Below are 17,768 nucleotides of genomic sequence, written 5' to 3'. Positions count from 1 at the left end.
ATGCTGCCAGCGAGTCGTCCCCTGCGCGCGCGGATCAGACCGCCGAGCCAGAGCCAGATCATCGCGAGCCTGCAAGCTGTTCGCTGTTGCGGAGCAGACCTTGTTCGATTTGCCAGTGGATCTCCATCCTCGTGGCAACGACTGGGTCGTGCGTGGCAATCAGCAAGGCACAATCGCTACCGGACAGGTGCCTGAACAATGCGTCCAGCAGGGCCTGGGCACCAGACTGAGCGAGCTGCCCGGTGGGCTCGTCGGCGAGGATCAGCTTCGGTTCTCCAACAATGGCTCGGGCCATGGCAACGCACTGCATCTGCCCGCCAGAAAGAGACTGTGGGAACTTGTCGGCCAGCGCAAGCAAGCCGAAAATACCGAGCGCGTACGCTACGCGGGCACTGCTGTCGCGCTCCTGTGCGGCCATCAACAGCGGCAAGGCAACGTTCTCGGCAACGCTAAGCGAATCCAGCAGGCTCGGAGCCTGGAATACCAGGGCAATCTTGCCCGGCAAGAGTGACTCGACCGGGCCCAGGGCTGGCCAGGCAATGGTCCCGGCAGTGGGCTGATCAAGCCCTGCGAGCAGATGAAGCAGTGTGGATTTTCCACTGCCGGAACGCCCAACCAGTGCTATCCGCTGGCCGGGCCATATGCGCAGCGTCGCCGAAGCCAATGCCATTACGGACTCCCCGGCTTGCCGGTAGCAACGCCCGAGGCCGGCCGCCTCAATGAGAGGCAGGGTCATTGACCAGACGTCCATCATCGAGCGTCAGCAGACGGTCGGCCTGGCTGGCAAGTGCATGACTATGGGTCGCGATCAGAATCGCGCAATGCTCGCGGCAACGGACTTTGAGACAGTCGAGGATGTTCGCTTCGGTCAGGGAATCCACTTCGGCGGTCGGTTCATCGGCCAGCAGCAGTGCCGGCCGAGTACAGAGTGCAAGCGCCAGCCCGGCGCGTGCCAGTTCGCCACCGGAAAGTTGTGATGGGCGGGCCTGCAGGCGCTGGGTAAGCCCCAGCGTTTGTAGCAGGTCGTCGATCCCGGATCGTTCGTGCAGGCCTGCCAGCTTCAATTGCAAGCTCAGGTTGCACGCCAGGGTGAGGTGATCGAAGAGATTGCCTGACTGCATCAGGATGCCGATGTGCCGCGCTCGCAAGTTCGCACGCTCACGCTCGGTGCGCCTCGAGATGCGTTGCCCCATCACTTCGACGACGCCGCCATCGGGGTCGTCCAGACCGGCCAGACAAGCCAGCAAGGTGGACTTGCCACTTCCGGAAGGCCCCATCACCGCAACGAATTCGCCTGCTGCCAACTCCAGGCTCACGCCTTTGAGGGCCGCCGTCTCGATGTCGCCGTCATGGTAGAAACGGTAGAGCCCATCAGCCGAGAGAGGCAACATCTCAGTTCCAGCGAAACGAATTGGCCATCAACCGCCATTGGTCGGCATTGTCGGCGCCCACTGGCGCTGACAGGTCGAGTGCGGCCTGGCGGCCCTCCTGATAAAACAGGAAACGTTCGTGCTCCAGGCGCAATTGACGGTGGGTCACGGGGTTTGCATCCGAATCGGCCTTGTAGCGGATGTGGATGGCCACCCCACCCTTGAGCGTAACGCGATCCACCTTGCCCGATTCGACGTTCTGCCCCGCCTCGACCAGGGCCGGCAATTCGACTGCCTTTACCGACGCCTCGCTGGGCGCGGCAGCCAAGGATGTAACGCTCAGGTCGACAGTATTGTACTTGTCGGCAAAACGTACTCCGTCATTTCGCTCGGTTCGCGCCCACCCTTCAGGCACCTTGAGCACAACCCCGAGCGGTGATGTGTAGTCGATAAAGACCTGGGAATCAGGAATATCGCCCGGTGGATTTTTTTCCTGCTGGGCGGCAGGAACACCGGAAGCCAGGAGTAAGCCAGCCATCAGGAGAACAAATACACACTGAACCAGGATCATTCGTGGGAAGGGTTGAATGCTGCCGTTCATGCGGGCCTCAACGCGTAACCTGACGGGCAGGTAACAACGAGTGTCACCTGTTGTTCAGAATAGGTGACTTTGCAATCGACAGACCTTTATGCGATGACCATCCCGACAAGGTGTTACATACGGCGCACGAAGATCGAACAACCTTGGAGAAAATTTTTTCCGAACTGCCATAACGCACCGCGGTCTGCCTGATGTAACTGAGCACTATCGAACAATGCATCGAGCAATGCCTTGGCGACCTCGGCCGAATGCAGGATGACCACAGCAAACCTTTGTCCAGATCCTCGTTCCGACGCTCTGCGTGGGAATGCAGTTCCAGACGCTCCAGCGTCGATCTACCGAATTCGGCACAGAGCGTGGGAATGAGGAGGAGGATTGTGTGAAGTACACCGCAGATCGAAAACATTGATACCGACCATTCCTCAAAACCATATCTGGCAACGCCTGAATCCCGACTGCTTCGCGTAAAATCGCCCCCCAGTCAAACCATCAGGATTCCGCAGATGCGCCTCGTACTTGTCTCCGTGTTCACGTCATTGCTCTTGGCGGGTTGTATGTCCACCCCGAACACCCCAACGCTCGTGCTGGAAACGAAAAAAGCACCCGAGGCCTACGCACAGTGCGTTTTGCCTCTACTACTGAAAGACGCAGCGGGCGCGACGATGTCGGAAACCCAGGGGCATTACAAAATCGTCGTGTCGAGCAAGGTCGCTGCCGACGATGTGCTCGAGGCCTACAAGGCACCGGCCGGTGGGAAGGTCTTTCTGTATGAGCGCGCACTGCTGGCATCGTCCTTCGGGCCTTCCAGTCTCGAACGCGCGGCACATGCATGCATCTGACCGGACCCTGTCAGCCACGGCTATCATCACGGTGTTCTGGACACTTTCTATTCGTGCAGTAGTCCCGAGCTGTATTCATTGAAACTGCTGCCCAGTGTCGCCCCGCCAAGGTTCAACTTCGAGTGATTTGTGTCGAATTGACTGCAAACATCTGAAAAACAAGCGCTTGTTGTCACCCCGGAGCAGGCGCTCAGAAACAGTGTGCCAACCATCAAAACAGCCTTGATGAAATGCCTGGTCACTTTTCCGTCCCTCGGGCTGGAAACCGCACAATGCGGGTCCTGTAGTGATCTTACGCGCTCCGTTCACTCGCCAGATTAAAGCCCGAATGAAATGATTTTCATTGATTCAGGTGCACCGGGCTCAGCATCGGTTCCAATTCCTCCAGCCCAGGCGCCACTGCCTAAAAAATGACCAATCAGAGGCTTGGGTGTCGGGGCTGGCAGGCGTCGCGTTCATCTGGCGCAGCCTGGCCTCTGCGAACCCCATTGTCGATCTGCGCGCCCTTAAAGACCGCAATTTTGCCCTGGGCTGCTTTTTCTCTTTCGTGACCGGCATCGGGCTCTTTGCAACCATTTACCTGACACCCTTGTTTCTCGGTCGCGTGCGCGGCTTCAGCGCCCTGGATATCGGCCTGGCGATTTTCTCGACCGGGGTGTTCCAGCTGGCGGCGATCCCCTTCTACGCCTACCTGGCCAACCGGGTCGACCTGCGCTGGCTGATGATGACGGGGCTCGCCCCCTTCGCAATATCCATGTGGGACTTCTCGCCGATCACCCATGACTGGGGCGCAGCTCAACTGCTGTTGCCCCAGGCCCTGCGCGGCATTGCCCAGCAATTTGCGGTACCGCCTACGGTCACGCTCACCCTGGGCTCCCTGGCGCCGGCGCGCCTGAAACGAGGTCTCGGGCGCCTTGCACCAGCTCTGGCTGTTGACCTTTCGCGAGGCACAGACGCTGACCTACTCCGATACGTTTCTGGCGATCATGGTCTGCTTCATCATCGCCACGGCGATGGTGCCGTTGATGCGCAAGATCGCACCGCCTGCGGCGCCTTCGGCGGATGCGCATTGAGGCATTGAATTGTTCGTCACTCGAACTCTGTGGGAGCTGCGGTGCGACGTCTCGACTTGCCAGCGATGGCATCACCGCGGTTTTCCTGCAAAACTGCGTTGTCAGCATCGCGGGCAAGCCCGCTCCCACAATGTCTGGACTACCGCGGTGATGCCATCGCTCAGCTACTTCTTCTTGAGCAGACGCCCGTCCAGCTTGAACACTTCGCCCGTCAACACCGCTTGGGTGGAGTCAATGTGCATGGGGTTGAACAGGTAGTTCAAGGTGTGCGGCATGATCGCGCTGGGTACTGGCATGAGGAGGGCCGACGCCCCCTTGAGGAAGGTATCGCCAACGCCTTTGGTGTAGAGCGGTTCGGCTTCCCAGTCAGGCTTGAGCCGAGGCGCGGGCGCCATGCTGGCGCTGTCGGGAACTTCGACTCGCAGCAGTTGCAAGGTCTCCGGGAAGTCCTCCTGATCCACCTCAAGATGGACCAGGATTTCCAGCATGGCACCGGCTGGCGTACCGGCCAGGTACACCACCGGCCGACCTGCACTGTGCCAACGTCCACCGGCCAGCACCCCGCCTCGCCCCGTCAAGTCTGCAAAGGCGCTGATGCGCCAAAAGATCAAAAGGCGAATCCTTCTGCCAACTGGATCAGCATTTCCTCGACCTGCCGGGTGCCCTCGATGGTCGACAGCATGGCCATCGGACTTCTGCCCGAGAACCGGTCCTTGGGTTTGGATAGCCAGCGCCTGGCCTTCTCATCATTGCCGAACAGGGATTCGGCCATGGCAATGATGTGGCCGGCGCGAAACAGCCGGTCGCTCTCGTCGACCGTCAGTTTTTGTTCCTTGGCGATGCGCGTCTTGAGGGTCTTGAGCGGAATGATCTGGTCACGGTCCAGCGGCGTGACCTCGCCTTGCTCGCAAAGCTGCATCAGACGATCAGCCGCAAAACCGATCTGGATGATCTCGTGGATCTCAAGAGGGGTTGCGTCGGCGGGAATTTCAAGAAGGGCCTCCAGCCGGGCCCGGTACGCCCCATAGACGGGTTCGCGCATCACTTCGGCCAGCATTGGGCACCTCCAATTGAATTCGGCATTTGCCGACAAGTATCAGGCATTTGCCGTATAAATCAAAGCCTGGGCTGTTCGAATTGTTCAAACGCATTGGCATAACATTACGCCCAACTGGTCTAAGCTTTGCCAATCGGTGCCAGGTTGTCGCTCTGCCAGGCGGTTCGCGTTTTCTGAAGAGCGCTCGCACATTCAGACAGACCCGAACCATTCACGCAGGATTGACGTGATGAGCGAGCCCCTTCTCAGCTTCGAAGAACTCAAGCGTGCCGCTGCTGCCGGCGAGATCGATACTGTGCTGGCCTGCATGGTCGATATGCAGGGTCGCCTGGTCGGCAAGCGCTTCCAGGTCGAGTTTTTCATCGACAGCGGCCATGAAGAAACCCACTGCTGCAACTACCTGCTGGCCGACGACATCGACATGGAGCCGGTGCCCGGTTATGCCGCTGCCAGTTGGAGCAAAGGTTATGGCGACTTCGTGCTCAAGCCCGACATGGCCACGCTGCGCCGCGTGCCCTGGCTCGAATGCACGGCGCTGGTGCTCTGCGATGTACTCGATCACCACCACCGCCGCGACCTGCCGCACAGCCCCCGGGCGATCCTGAAGAAACAGATCGAGCGTCTGCGCGAGCGCGGCTACACCGGCATGTTCGCCTCGGAGCTGGAGTTCTATCTGTTCGACGAAAGCTACGAGGCCATACACGAGCGTAACTACGCCAACCCCAAGACCGCCGGCCATTACATCGAGGATTACAACATCCTCCAGACCACCCGCGAGGAGCCTGTACTGCGCGCCATTCGCAAGCATCTGCAGGCCTCGGGCATTCCTGTGGAAAACTCCAAGGGCGAATGGGGGCCAGGCCAGGAAGAGATCAATATCCGTTATGCCGATGCCCTGACCATGGCCGACCACCACGTCATCATCAAGCACGCCAGCAAGGAGATCGCGCAGCTGCAGGGCAAAGCGATCACCTTCATGGCCAAGTGGCGCTACGACTATGCCGGCTCCAGCAGCCACATCCACAACTCGTTGTGGGACAAGAACGGCAAGAAGCCGTTGTTCTACGACCCCAAGGCCCTTTATGGCATGTCAAAACTGATGCAATCGTGGGTGGCCGGGCAGCTCAAGTACGCCAACGACATCACCTGTTTTCTTGCCCCCTACATCAATTCGTACAAGCGCTTTCAGGCCGGTACCTTCGCGCCGACGCGGGCAGTGTGGAGCCGGGACAATCGCACCGCGGGTTTTCGCTTGTGCGCAGAAGGCAGCAAGGCCATTCGCATCGAATGCCGCATCGGCGGCGCTGACCTCAACCCCTACCTGGCCTTTGCCGCCTTGATCGCCGCAGGCCTGGCCGGCATCGACGAGAAGCTCAGCCTCGCGGCGCCCTTCGAAGGCGATGCCTACCTCGACGAGCACTTGCCGGAAGTGTCCAAGACCCTGCGCGATGCCTGTGTCGCACTGCGGGGCTCGACCATGCTGCGCGAGGCGTTCGGCGATGAAGTGATCGATCACTACGTGCACACCGCCGAATGGGAGCAGAAGGAATACGACCGGCGGATCACCGACTGGGAGCTGCGGCGCGGCTTCGAACGCTATTGAGGATTCTATGACAGCGAACATCAAACTGATTTCACCGGTCGATGGCCGGGTCTACGCAGAACGCCCCTACGCCGATTTCAAGCAGATCGAGCAGGCGCTCACGGCCGCCGCCAGCGCCCAGGCCCAATGGAAACGCCGGCCACTGAGTGAACGGGCCGCTTATTGCAGCGCCGTGGTCGACGCCATGCTGGCGATGAAGGCCGAGATCGTGCCGGAACTGGCCTGGCAGATGGGCCGGCCGGTACGTTATGGTGCCGGCGAACTGCGCGGATTCGAAGAGCGCGCCCGGCACATGATCGCCATTGCGCCGCAAGCCCTTGCACCACTGGAACCTGAACCGATCGCCGGCTTTCATCGCCAGATCAAGCGCGAGCCGGTGGGCACGGTGCTGGTGGTCGCGCCGTGGAACTATCCCTACCTGACGGCCGTGAATTCGATCATTCCGGCGCTGATGGCAGGCAACAGCGTCATCCTCAAGCACGCTTCGCAAACCCTGCTGGTGGGCGAGCGTTTTGCCGAGGCGATGCGCCGGGCCAACCTGCCCGCCGGGCTGTTCCACAACCTGCTGCTCGATCATCGCCAGACTGCCGCCATTATCACTTCAGGGCGTGTGCAGCAGGTCAATTTCACCGGTTCCGTCCAGGCCGGCACAGTCATGGAGGCGGCCGCCATGGGACGTTTCCTCGGCATTGGCCTGGAACTGGGCGGCAAGGATCCGGGCTATGTGCGGGCCGACGCCAACCTTGAGCATGCGGTGGAAAACCTGGTGGACGGCAGCTTCTTCAACTCCGGACAAAGTTGCTGCGCCATCGAGCGCATCTACGTGGACAGGAAAATCTACCCGGCCTTTGTCGAGCGCTTTGTCGACCTGACCCGCCAGTACGTGCTGGGCAACCCCTTGGAAGAAGCCACCACCCTCGGCCCGCTGGTCTCGCCGGACGCCGCCGAGTTCGTCCGCGGGCAGATCGCCGATGCCATGGTGCACGGCGCCCGGGCCTTGATCGATACCAAGGCGTTTGCCGCCAACGGACCTGGCAGCGCCTACCTGGCGCCACAGGTGCTGGTTGACGTCAACCACAGCATGGCGGTAATGCGTGAGGAAAGCTTCGGCCCGGTGGTGGGCATCATGCCGGTCAGCGGCGACGAAGAAGCCATCACCCTGATGAACGACAGCGCGTTCGGCCTCAGCGCCTCGATCTGGACCCAGGACCTGGCCGCGGCCGAACGCCTGGGCGACGAGATCGCCACCGGCACCGTGTTCATGAACCGCTGCGATTACCTCGACCCGGCCCTGGCCTGGACCGGGGTCAAAAACAGCGGGCGCGGCGTCACCCTGTCGCCCATTGGCTATGAGCAACTGACCCGCGCCAAGTCCTTCCATCTGCGCCACGAGATCTAGACCATGAGCCTGACTGGAAACTGGAACTACCCCACGAGTATTCGTTTCGGTGTCGGCCGCATTGCAGAACTGGCCGATGTCTGCCGTAGCCAGGGGATCGAACGACCGCTGCTGGTGACTGACAGTGGCCTGGCGCGCACCCCTATCACCAAGGCGGCCGTGGACGCATTGCGCGACGCAGGCCTGGGCGTGGCGATGTTTTCCGACCTCAAGCCCAACCCGGTCGAAGCCAACCTGGCCGGTGGCCTCGACGCCTGGCGCGCAGGCAAACACGACGGCGTGGTTGCCTTCGGGGGCGGCAGCGGCCTGGACATGGGCAAGCTCATCGCTTTCATGAGCGGCCAGACCCGACCGGTCTGGGATTTCGAAGACATCGGCGACTACTGGACGCGCGCCGACGAAAGCCGCATCGCCCCGGTCATTGCGGTGCCGACCACCGCGGGCACCGGATCGGAGGTGGGGCGTGCGGCCGTGATCATCGACGAGCGCACCCATACCAAACGCATCATCTTCCATCCGAAAATGATGCCGAGGGTGGTGATCAGCGACCCTGCCCTCAGCATCGGCATGCCGGCAAAAGTCACGGCCGGCACGGGCATGGATGCGTTTTCCCATTGCCTGGAAGCCTACTGCGCGCCCGGCTTTCATCCCCTGGCCGATGGCATCGCGGTGGAAGGCATGCGCCTGGTGGCCAACGCCCTGGTACGGGCGGTGCTCACACCCTCTGACCTTGAGGCGCGCGCACAGATGCTGGCCGCCGCTGCCATGGGTGCCACCGCATTCCAGAAGGGCCTGGGCGGTATGCATGCCCTCGCCCACCCGATCGGCGCCCTGTATGACACCCACCACGGCATGACCAACGCCACCCTGATGCCCTATGTGCTGCAGTTCAATCGCTCGGCCATCGAGGAGCGCATCACGCGTCTGGCGGCTTATCTGCGCCTGCCTTCGCCTGGCTTCGACAGTTTCCTGGCCTTTGTCCTCAAGCTGCGCAAGGACATCGGCGTGCCCCATACGCTCGTGGAGCTCGGGGTCGATGATCGGCAGGCCGACCTGATCGCCGACATGGCGATTGTCGACCCCAGTGCCGGCGGCAACCCGCTGCCATTGACACGGGACGGCGCTGCGAAGATTTTCGCAGCGGCTTACCAGGGCCGGATGTAGAGCAGTCAGCCCATTGCGCCATGCACGACAGGGACATGCGTGCATAAAAACCCACCAAGGGGCATCCATCATGAGTCCAGTAAGCCAACCCGGCGCCGGTGCGCCGCACGACGATGACGTCAAGTTGTTGCACAGCATGGGATATGCCCAGCAGTTGTCGCGACGAATGGGCGTGTTCTCCAACTTCGCCATTTCCTTTTCGATCATCTGCATCCTTTCCGGTGGCATCAACTCACTGGCACAGGGCACCTCGGGCGCGGGCGGTGCGTCGATCGGCATCGGCTGGCCGATCGGTTGCCTGATTTCCGGTGTTTTCGCCCTGGCCATGGCGCAGATTTCCTCAGCCTACCCGACCGCGGGCGGTCTCTATCACTGGGGCTCGATTCTCGGTAACCGCTTCACCGGCTGGCTGACGGCCTGGTTCAACCTGCTGGGGCTGGTGACGGTGCTCGGGGCAATCAACGTCGGCACCTACTACTTCTTTTTCGGCGCCTTCGGGCCGGCCCTGGGCATGGAAGATACGACCACTGTGCGGGTGATCTTCCTGGCGATCCTCACCGGCATCCAGGCCTTGTGTAACCACCTCGGCATCGGCCTGACCGCCAAACTCACGGACTTTTCCGGCTACCTGATCTTCGCCACGGCGATCGCGCTGACCATCGTCTGCCTGATCGCGGCGCCGAGCTATGAGTTCTCCCGCCTGGTGACCTTCGGCAACTACTCGGGCGAGGCCGGTGGCAACGTCTGGCCGCAGGTGTCCAACGGCTGGATATTCATGCTCGGCCTGCTGCTGCCGATCTACACCATCACCGGCTACGACGCCTCCGCCCACACCTCAGAGGAAACCCGCCAGGCGGCGCTGTCGGTGCCCCGTGGCATGGTCATGTCGGTGGTCTGGTCGTTGCTGTTCGGCTGGTTGATGCTCAGCTCGTTCGTGCTGATGCTGCCGAGCATGGACGAGGCAGCGACCCATGGCTGGAACGTGTTCTTCTGGGCCATGGATACCCAGGTGAACCCCAACGTCAAAGTGGCGCTGTACCTGGCGATTTTCATCTCGCAGTTTCTCTGCGGGCTGGCGACCGTGACCTCGGTCTCGCGCATGATCTTCGCGTTCTCCCGTGACGGCGGCCTGCCCTGCTCCAAGGCACTGGCTTCGGTTTCCCCCACCTACCGCAGCCCGGTCGCGGCGATCTGGACCGGTGCCACACTCGCGGTGTTGTTCGACTGGGGGTCGTCCGTCATATCGGTCGGTGAAACACCGGTCTATACCATCGTGGTGTCGTGCACGGTGATCTTCCTGTTCTTCTCCTTCATCATTCCCATCGTCCTGGGCCTGTTCACCTACGGCACCGCGAAGTGGCCGACCATGGGCCCCTGGAACATGGGCCGCGGCTTGTATTCGCTGTTCGCCATTCTCTCGGTCATCTCGATGGTGGTGATCTTCGTGATCGGCATCCAGCCGCCGAATGATTGGGCGCTGTACATCACCATTGGCTTCCTGATCCTCACGGCCGTCGTCTGGTTCGCCTTCGAGGCCCGGCGCTTCCAGGGGCCGCCGGTGGGCGACATGATCGTCAAGCGTCAGGCGGAGATCGCAGCGGCTGAGGAGGCGTTGAACAAGCGCGCCGGAGGCTGATCACCACGGTCAAAAAAACGGGGCGCTCAGCGCCCCTTTCTTTGGAGAGAGTTTCTCGTTCCCACGCAGAGCGTGGGAACGAGAAGTGGTACGGTTGCAGCTCCTAGAAACTCATCCGCTTCAAAATCCGATTACCCCCCATCTCATGCTTGACCACCGCCAGCACATGCAGCACCACCAGAAACCCCAGCATCGCCGTGCTCTGTTGATGAGCGGCATGGAAGCCGCGCAACAGGTGCGGGTTGGTGATCAGCTGGTGCGTGGCCGACCAGCCGAACACGACAATGGGGCGATTCATCATCAGCACACCGGTGACCAGCACGATTGCGGTCACCAGGTAGATTAGGTTGTGCACAAAGGTCGGCAGCCACTCACCCGCTCCGAACTTGTATTTGCATAGATGATTGACGCGCAAACACACGCGGACCACGAAGAAGGGAATGAACAATGTGGTCAAAGATATATTCAATGCCGTGAACGTCAATCTGGCGCCTTCGGACACATTGAACAGGGCTACGCAAGAGCCGGCAATCAATGACCAGAGAATAATAAAGGCCGATAACCAGTGCAGTGCAATCTGCGCACTGGAGTATTTACTGTGATTCATGGAAGTTTCCCCACATTATTTATAGAGGCTGAGTTGAACACCTCTATGGGATTGGCAGAGGTACTTCATCATGCAAACTCGCGATCTCTGTGTGGGGCACTTTCAGCTGCCTTTACCTCCTTTGGCTCACACGCCTTCTCCGGTGATTCAGCAATTACCCTGCCAACCGTGTAACAAAATATGTCACAGGCATGTAAATCCCCAGGCAACAATGGGTTGCAGCTCACAAGCAAGCCTGAAAGAGTCTCAATAGCACCGCGAAACGATCCCCAAAACTGGGGAAACCACACCGCAATCGTGGGTTTGCGGGGAAACTTCCCCAGCCATTTCGTACTCACTTGCGCCAAACGCACAGCTGAACTAATCAATTTTTCGCCGGAACAATAAATTTGAAAAAATGGACTACCAAAATATTTACCTGCAGCTAGAGTTGCACCCAGGCACCCTCCAGTTGCCAGCCACCAGATTGAATCAACAACAGCCGCCTGTTTAGCGTCGAAGCAACAATGTGCGTAATTAGCCGAGTGCATGGCCCGGCATTTTTATTGCAAAGGAAAGGACAGCCCGACCCCGGCAACCCAACATTGAATCGAGCGTGTCATCATGATGAAACCCTTGAGCACACTTCAAACGATCAGCCTGGCCTGCATGATTGCGGGCGGGCTGATTGCAGTCAGTCTGCCCCTCGATAACGCTTTCGCCGCTACCGGGGCCGCTGTCGAGCCGCCAGAACCACCAGAGCCTCCGGAGCCGGTCATTGAGAACCCTGCCCTGGACATCCCGACCCTGCAATCGTTGCGCGGTCTCCTGCCGCCGGATCCTTCGGGGACCGAAGGTGGACGCAAGGTCGATCTGATGACCGACTACGTAGTCAATCGCGACGCGGCGATCCGCCTGGGCAAGGCCCTGTTCTGGGACGTGGACATCGGCAGCGATGGCAATACCGCCTGCGCGACCTGTCACTTCCATGCCGGGGTCGACCATCGCAAAACCAACCAGATCAACCCCGGCCAGGCCACCACCGACCCCAACGTCGGCAACATCTTCAACAAGCCGTTCGTGGCGTCGGGAATACCAGGTGACGTACCCTCCTACGCGACGCTTTCCGGCGGCAAGGGTGGCCCCAACTACACCCTCAAGAAAACCGATTTCCCAACCCATGTGCTGGCCGACCCCCTGGACCGCAACTCGCCGATCCTCTACTCGACAGACGATGTGGTCGGCTCCCAGGGCGTGTTCGACGCCAACTTCGTCAAGCCCAAGCAATCGCGCTTCGACAAGTGCACCCAACAGCCTGACGGTGTGTTCCAGGTAGGCGGCATCAATGTCCGTCGCAGCACGGGGCGCAACGCGCCGTCGGTGATCAATGCCGCGTTCAACGTGCGCAACTTCTGGGACGGCCGCGCCAATAACGTCTTCAACGGCTTCTCGCCGTTCGGTAACCGCGACCCCGATGCCGGCATCTTCGTCGTCAACAGCGACCGCCCCAATACGGCAACCAAGGTGCGCCTGGCACTTAACGATGCCTCTGCCGCTTCCCAGGCCGTGGGTCCACCCGGCAGCCCGGTGGAAATGTCCTGCGGTGGCCGTACCTTTGCCGACATCGGCCGGCGCATGCTCGACACCCTGATGCTCAGCCATCAGCGGGTCGCCCCCACCGACTCGGTGCTTGCATCTGTGTCCGGCCCGCGCCGGCCCACTTATCGCGAGCTGATCAAGGCTGCCTTCCAGCCACGCTTGTGGAGCGCGAATCAGCCGGTGTCCCTGGGCGGGGCGTCGTATACCCAGATGGAGGCCAACTTCCCATTGTTCTTCGGCCTGGCGATCCAGATGTACGAATCCACCCTGGTCTCGGACCAGACGCCGCTCGACGATTACCTGCAAGGCAACACCCAGGCCTTGAACGCCCAGCAGATCCAGGGCCTGAATCTGTTCACCGGCAAGGGCAAGTGCATCGCCTGCCACGCAGGGCCCGAACTGACCAACGCCGCGACACGGCTGCGCCTGGAGCCCCGGGAGAAAGTCGAACGCATGCTGATGGCCGACAACCTGACCCGGCTTTACGACAACGGCTTCTACAACACCGGCGTGCGTCCGACCTTCGAAGACCTGGCCGTCGGCGGTACGGACCCCTGGGGTAACCCGCTGTCGTTTACCCGTGAGTACAACACCGTTCTCAAGGGCGGCACTGTGCCGGATCCGGTTGACGTCGATGTCTGCACCTTCGAAGTCCCCTTGAACGCCGGCGTCCCCTGTGACCCAACGCTCAAGCCCGAAGTCGGCTTTCGCGATGCGGTCGACGGTGCCTTCAAGACCCCGACGCTGCGTAACATCGCCCTCACCGGCCCGTACTTCCACAACGGCAGTCGGGCGACGCTCAAGCAGGTCATGGAGTTCTACAACCGTGGCGGCGACCGCCGTGGCCAGGACGCCAACAACACCAGTGGCTTCGATCATTCGAGCGTCAACCAGCACAACGCCACCAACCTCGACGCGGACATGTCGCCTTTGAACCTGACCCCCGAAGAAGAGGATGCACTGGTCAAGTTCATGGAAGTCGGCCTGACCGATCCGCGTGTGGCCTGGGAACGTGCGCCGTTCGATCATCCGTCGCTGGTCATCCCGGATGGCCACACTGGTGACGAAAACACCGTGACCGCGAGGCCCCTGGACCTCAAGGTGACCACGCCACGGGCACAGGACGCCCAGATCTCGCTCAGGGCCATCGGTGCCGAAGGCCGATCTGCCAGCGAGGGCCCACTGCGGCCGTTCTATAACGACCTCTGAAAAGTCGTACACCAGGCCAATGGCCCAACCGGATCTCGATCCGGTTGGGCCATTTTTCATTGGCACGATCAACGCTGCCCGCTCCTACACAGGGTTGGCCCCCCCGTATTTGGGGACTTTCCCCACTGTCATGGATCCGCAACTTTCACATATCTTTGACAAAAGTTGTTGAAACCAAATGTTTCCAAGGTTTCATCTTCCTCCCCCTGTCCATGGCCCGACATTTGCTCCTTGCCCTCGCAAAAGCAAAGTGCCATCAAGGCGAAATGGGGTGACGACAATGAAAGGAAACACTGCAGGAAAAAAAACGCGCAAACGCCTGTCCCGCTCGGGCATGGCATCCGCTCTGCTTGTCACGGCCAGCCTTGCCCAGCTCAATGCCGCGCCGCTGGATGATTTCGGTCCACCACCGCCGACCGATCCCTCGGCCTTTACCGATCAGCCAGCTGATCCCATTAAAGCGGCCAAGGCCCTGGACAACGCCACACCGGCCAACCAGGGCGCACTTGCCTTGCCTAACGGTGTGTTCGGTGACCGGACCACCCCGCGGGCTGATAACGTCCTGCCACCGAATCTGCAGACGTCGTTCAATTACCCCACCAACGGCAAGCCAAGCCCTCTGTTCGGGGCCTTGCCCTTTACCCAGCAATTGCTGCTGTTCGAAGAGTTCGGCACCGAGAAGCTCGACCCGAACACGCCGCCGCAAACCCTGACATTCCCTGTGCCCACATTGGGGCCGGCGCCTGAGCAGGACCCCAACAGCGTCGCCCGCAGTGGTCCGTCGAGTACGGCACTGGATGACTTTCTGCGCCAACCCGGGTTGACCCCGTTTCCGTCGCAGTTTTCCAACGTGCTGGGCCGCAACCCCTGGAAGGCGCAGATCGAAGCCTTTCTCAACCGCTACCCGGTCGGCTCGCCGGCCGAGGGACGGCCACCAGGAAAAGGCTGGTCGCATCAACGCTGGAACGAGTTTTTCCCCCAGGTTGACTTCAAGACCGCGCAAGCAGGCGCGCGGACCAATTCGGGCCTGCGTGACAGGCGCCAGTTGCACAATTATGCCAACGGTGAATTTGCGCCGGGCGGGCTCTACTATCAAACCTCCGACCAGCCCGCCACAGCCGGTACGACCAAGACCATACCCGTGCAGTTTCATCCCAGGTTTCCGATTCAAAACCACAAGAACTTCTGGGCTTTTGACGGCACCTTTCCGCCTAAATTGCTCATGGTTCGCTACGGCCAGACGACGCTGATGCGCCACTACGATGGCCTGCCCATCGACCCGTCGGCCAACGCCGGCTTTGGCCTGCACACCATCACTACCCACGAACACAATGGTCACTCCCCGGCCGAGAGCGACGGGTTTGCCAACGCCTTCTTCTTCCCCGGCCAGTATTACGACTACCGTTGGCCCCTGCAGTTGGCCGGCTATGACACCATCAACACCACGGCCACGGACCCACGCGCGGGCTTCCCCTGCTCGCCCGGTGAAACCCTGTTCGTCAACGATGCTTCCCCTGGCGTGAAGACCTGTCAGAACGGCCGCATCAATATTCGCGGCGACTGGCGTGAAACCATGAGTACCCACTGGTTCCACGACCACATGATGGATTTCACCGCGCAGAACGTCTACAAGGGCAATGCCGCGATGATGAACTACTACAGCGTCGTCGATCGCGGCAATGAGGCGGTCAATGACGGCTACAACCTGCGTTTTCCTAGCGGCTCGGCCCTGCCCTGGGGCAACCGCGACTACGATGTCAACATGATCGTCTTCGACAAGGCGTGGGACCAGAACGGCCAATTGTGGTTCAACCCCTTCAACACCGACGGTTTTCTCGGTGATGTGATGATGGTCAACTGGCAGTACATGCCCTTCCTGAAAGTACGGGCGCGCAGTTATCGCTTCCGTATCCTCAATGGTTCGGTGTCGCGCTTCTACAAGCTCGCCGTGGTGCGCGAGATCAAGGGCGATAGTGGTGAGTTTCCGGGGCCCAAGGGTTCCGGCTTGTCGTACGCCAGGGTGCCCTTCCATCTGATCGCCAACGACGGCAACATCATGGAGCATGCCGTGCCCTTCGATGGCAGCATGGACCTGGACGGCGACGGTGACGTGCAGGACCACAACGCAATCTTGCCGGTCCAGGGCGTTGCCGAGCGTTTCGACATCATTGTCAATTTCGCCAAGAACGGCATCAAGGCGGGCGACAAGCTGTATTTCGTCAACCTGCTGGAACACAAGACCGGTAAGGGCCCGGAGAAAAAAGAGATCGACCTGGCCGATGTACTGTCCGAGAAATACAAGGCCGTGCTCAAGCAAACCAGCAAGGGGCCCGAATGGGACCGGGGCGATCCGGTAGTCGGCAAGTTCATGCAGCTGCTGGTCCAGCCCTATGCCGGCCAGGACGTGAGCATGAACCCGGCCGACTTCGAGCCGGCCAAGCCGGGCAAGCCGGCCGGGAAGAAGATGATCCCGCTGACCATCGACCGCGACAATCCGGCTGACCAGGCCAAACTCGCCGTGGCACGACACCGCACCTTTACCTTCGGCCGTTCAGAAGGCACGGACCTGGCGCCCTGGACCATCAAGACCGACGGTGGCTTGGCCTTCGGCATGGACCCACGCCGTATCAGCGCCGCGCCGCAACTGGCCGAGGGCCCTACCCCGGCCGGTTTCAGCGGCGATGGCACACTCGAAGTCTGGAAGATCGAAAACGGAGGCAACGGCTGGAGCCACCCGGTGCACGTGCATTTTGAAGAGGGTATTGTCCTCAACCGCAACGGCAAGGAACCGCCGGAATGGGAAAAATGGGCGCGCAAGGATGTTTACCGTATTGGTGAAGGCGTCGACAGTTCCACGAATCTCGAGGTGGCGCTGCATTTCCGCGAGTTCGCCGGGACCTACATGGAGCACTGCCACAACACCCAGCACGAGGACACTTCCATGTTGCTGCGCTGGGATGTGGAACACCCCGGGCAGTTCCAGTTGATGCCAGCGCCGCTGCCGGGCTGGGATGGCGTGGAGTACGCGCCTTCCGTGGGCCTGCCGACCTTCCGTACCGGTGACGGCAACGACAACCATCAGGGCGCCAACAAGAAACCGATCGCCAACCCCGACAGCGCCAGTGCCCAGGCTGGTGTGCCCGTCATCATCAACGTGCTGGCCAACGACACCGACCCCGACGGCGACCTGCCGCTCAGCGTCTCCGACCTGAGCCAGCCGGACTCGGGCAAGGGCAGTGTCAGCACCGATGGTGTCCGGGTCACCTACACACCACCGGCGGTGGTCGCCGCGCCGTTCACGGCGACATTCACCTACCGGGCCAGGGATGCCAAGGACGCTGTTTCGGAAAAAGACGCCACCGTGACCGTTTCGGTCCAGGCGGGCGCCGCCGTCGGCGAAGACCTGAGGGTGACCAGTGCCAGCGTCAAGCTGCGCAGCAACAACCGCTATACCTGGGACCTCGCCGGTACGACGTCGAAAGCCACCGGCAACAGCATCAGCGTCACGGCAGCAACCACCGGCGGGCCGCTTGCCCTGGGCACCGCTACCCTCACGCCCACAGCCACTGGTGGGCGCTGGACCTTGTCGGTGACAACCATCGGCAACGGCCCGGCGTCGCCCCCCACCGTCA

General features: G+C 61.0%; 13 protein-coding genes and 1 pseudogene (1 of these 14 only partly in view). 8 read left to right on the top strand and 6 right to left on the bottom strand.

Annotated features, from left to right (window positions below; genetic code table 11):
- Positions 1–58: 58 nt before the first annotated feature.
- The 3 genes from F2S13_RS28255 to F2S13_RS28245 are packed head-to-tail and all read right to left on the bottom strand — an operon-like array spanning position 59 to position 1,908.
- Positions 59–736 carry an ABC transporter ATP-binding protein gene (locus tag F2S13_RS28255; protein WP_166367170.1) on the bottom strand — a complete coding sequence of 226 codons (678 nt, stop codon included), beginning with the start codon at positions 734–736 and terminating at the stop codon, positions 59–61.
- A complete protein-coding gene (locus tag F2S13_RS28250) occupies positions 717–1,391 on the bottom strand; it encodes an ABC transporter ATP-binding protein (RefSeq protein ID WP_166367169.1) in 675 nt (224 codons plus the stop codon). Before F2S13_RS28250 ends, F2S13_RS28255 begins: the two co-directional genes overlap by 20 nt.
- A gap of 1 nt (position 1,392) precedes the next feature.
- Positions 1,393–1,908 carry a hypothetical protein gene (locus F2S13_RS28245; RefSeq protein WP_218584126.1) on the bottom strand — a complete coding sequence of 172 codons (516 nt, stop codon included), beginning with the start codon at positions 1,906–1,908 and terminating at the stop codon, positions 1,393–1,395.
- 566 nt (positions 1,909–2,474) lie between these two features.
- On the opposite strand from F2S13_RS28245, the gene F2S13_RS28240 reads away from it, so the two are divergent.
- Positions 2,475–2,810, top strand: coding sequence for a hypothetical protein (locus F2S13_RS28240; protein ID WP_166367168.1), 336 nt, complete (start codon positions 2,475–2,477; stop codon positions 2,808–2,810).
- Positions 2,811–3,234: 424 nt separating this feature from the next.
- Positions 3,235–3,883, top strand: a pseudogene (locus F2S13_RS28235) (MFS transporter); the annotation flags it as partial.
- 164 nt (positions 3,884–4,047) lie between these two features.
- Here the strand turns inward: F2S13_RS28235 and F2S13_RS28230 are convergent.
- Both F2S13_RS28230 and F2S13_RS28225 read right to left on the bottom strand, forming a co-directional pair.
- A complete protein-coding gene (locus tag F2S13_RS28230; RefSeq protein WP_166367167.1) occupies positions 4,048–4,494 on the bottom strand; it encodes an RES family NAD+ phosphorylase in 447 nt (148 codons plus the stop codon).
- Positions 4,491–4,940, bottom strand: coding sequence for an antitoxin Xre/MbcA/ParS toxin-binding domain-containing protein (locus F2S13_RS28225; RefSeq protein WP_166367166.1), 450 nt, complete (start codon positions 4,938–4,940; stop codon positions 4,491–4,493). The genes F2S13_RS28230 and F2S13_RS28225 overlap by 4 nt, the downstream gene beginning before the upstream one ends.
- A gap of 229 nt (positions 4,941–5,169) precedes the next feature.
- Here F2S13_RS28225 and F2S13_RS28220 point away from each other — a divergent pair, with 229 nt between their 5' ends.
- From F2S13_RS28220 to F2S13_RS28205, 4 genes are all read left to right on the top strand, one after another.
- Complete coding sequence (locus F2S13_RS28220) at positions 5,170–6,543, top strand: glutamine synthetase family protein (protein ID WP_166367164.1); 1,374 nt, start codon at positions 5,170–5,172, stop codon at positions 6,541–6,543.
- Positions 6,544–6,550: 7 nt separating this feature from the next.
- Positions 6,551–7,942, top strand: a complete 1,392-nt coding sequence (locus F2S13_RS28215) for an aldehyde dehydrogenase family protein (protein ID WP_166367162.1) — start codon at positions 6,551–6,553, stop codon at positions 7,940–7,942.
- A gap of 3 nt (positions 7,943–7,945) precedes the next feature.
- Entirely contained in the window at positions 7,946–9,106 is a 1,161-nt protein-coding gene (locus F2S13_RS28210; protein WP_166367160.1) for an iron-containing alcohol dehydrogenase, read from the top strand.
- 70 nt (positions 9,107–9,176) lie between these two features.
- Positions 9,177–10,742: an amino acid permease gene (locus tag F2S13_RS28205; RefSeq protein ID WP_166367158.1), complete on the top strand. Its 1,566-nt coding sequence runs from the start codon at positions 9,177–9,179 to the stop codon at positions 10,740–10,742.
- A gap of 103 nt (positions 10,743–10,845) precedes the next feature.
- On the opposite strand, the gene F2S13_RS28200 is transcribed toward F2S13_RS28205, so the two are convergent.
- Complete coding sequence (locus tag F2S13_RS28200) at positions 10,846–11,349, bottom strand: cytochrome b (RefSeq protein ID WP_166367156.1); 504 nt, start codon at positions 11,347–11,349, stop codon at positions 10,846–10,848.
- Between the two features lie 648 nt (positions 11,350–11,997).
- Here F2S13_RS28200 and F2S13_RS28195 point away from each other — a divergent pair.
- On the top strand, positions 11,998–14,136 hold the full coding sequence (locus tag F2S13_RS28195; protein ID WP_166367184.1) for a cytochrome-c peroxidase: 2,139 nt from the start codon (positions 11,998–12,000) through the stop codon (positions 14,134–14,136).
- A 334-nt stretch (positions 14,137–14,470) separates the two neighbouring features.
- Positions 14,471–17,768, top strand: partial view of an Ig-like domain-containing protein gene (locus tag F2S13_RS28190; RefSeq protein ID WP_425500256.1) — the 5' portion only. Its footprint extends 53 nt past the window's final position; the window shows 3,298 of its 3,351 coding nt (coding positions 1–3,298); its start codon is at positions 14,471–14,473; its stop codon lies off the right edge, out of view.

It is taken from the genome of Pseudomonas akapageensis, assembly GCF_011355085.1.
Lineage (GTDB): Bacteria > Pseudomonadota > Gammaproteobacteria > Pseudomonadales > Pseudomonadaceae > Aquipseudomonas > Aquipseudomonas akapageensis.
This window is presented reverse-complemented; position numbering and strand designations above follow the sequence as displayed.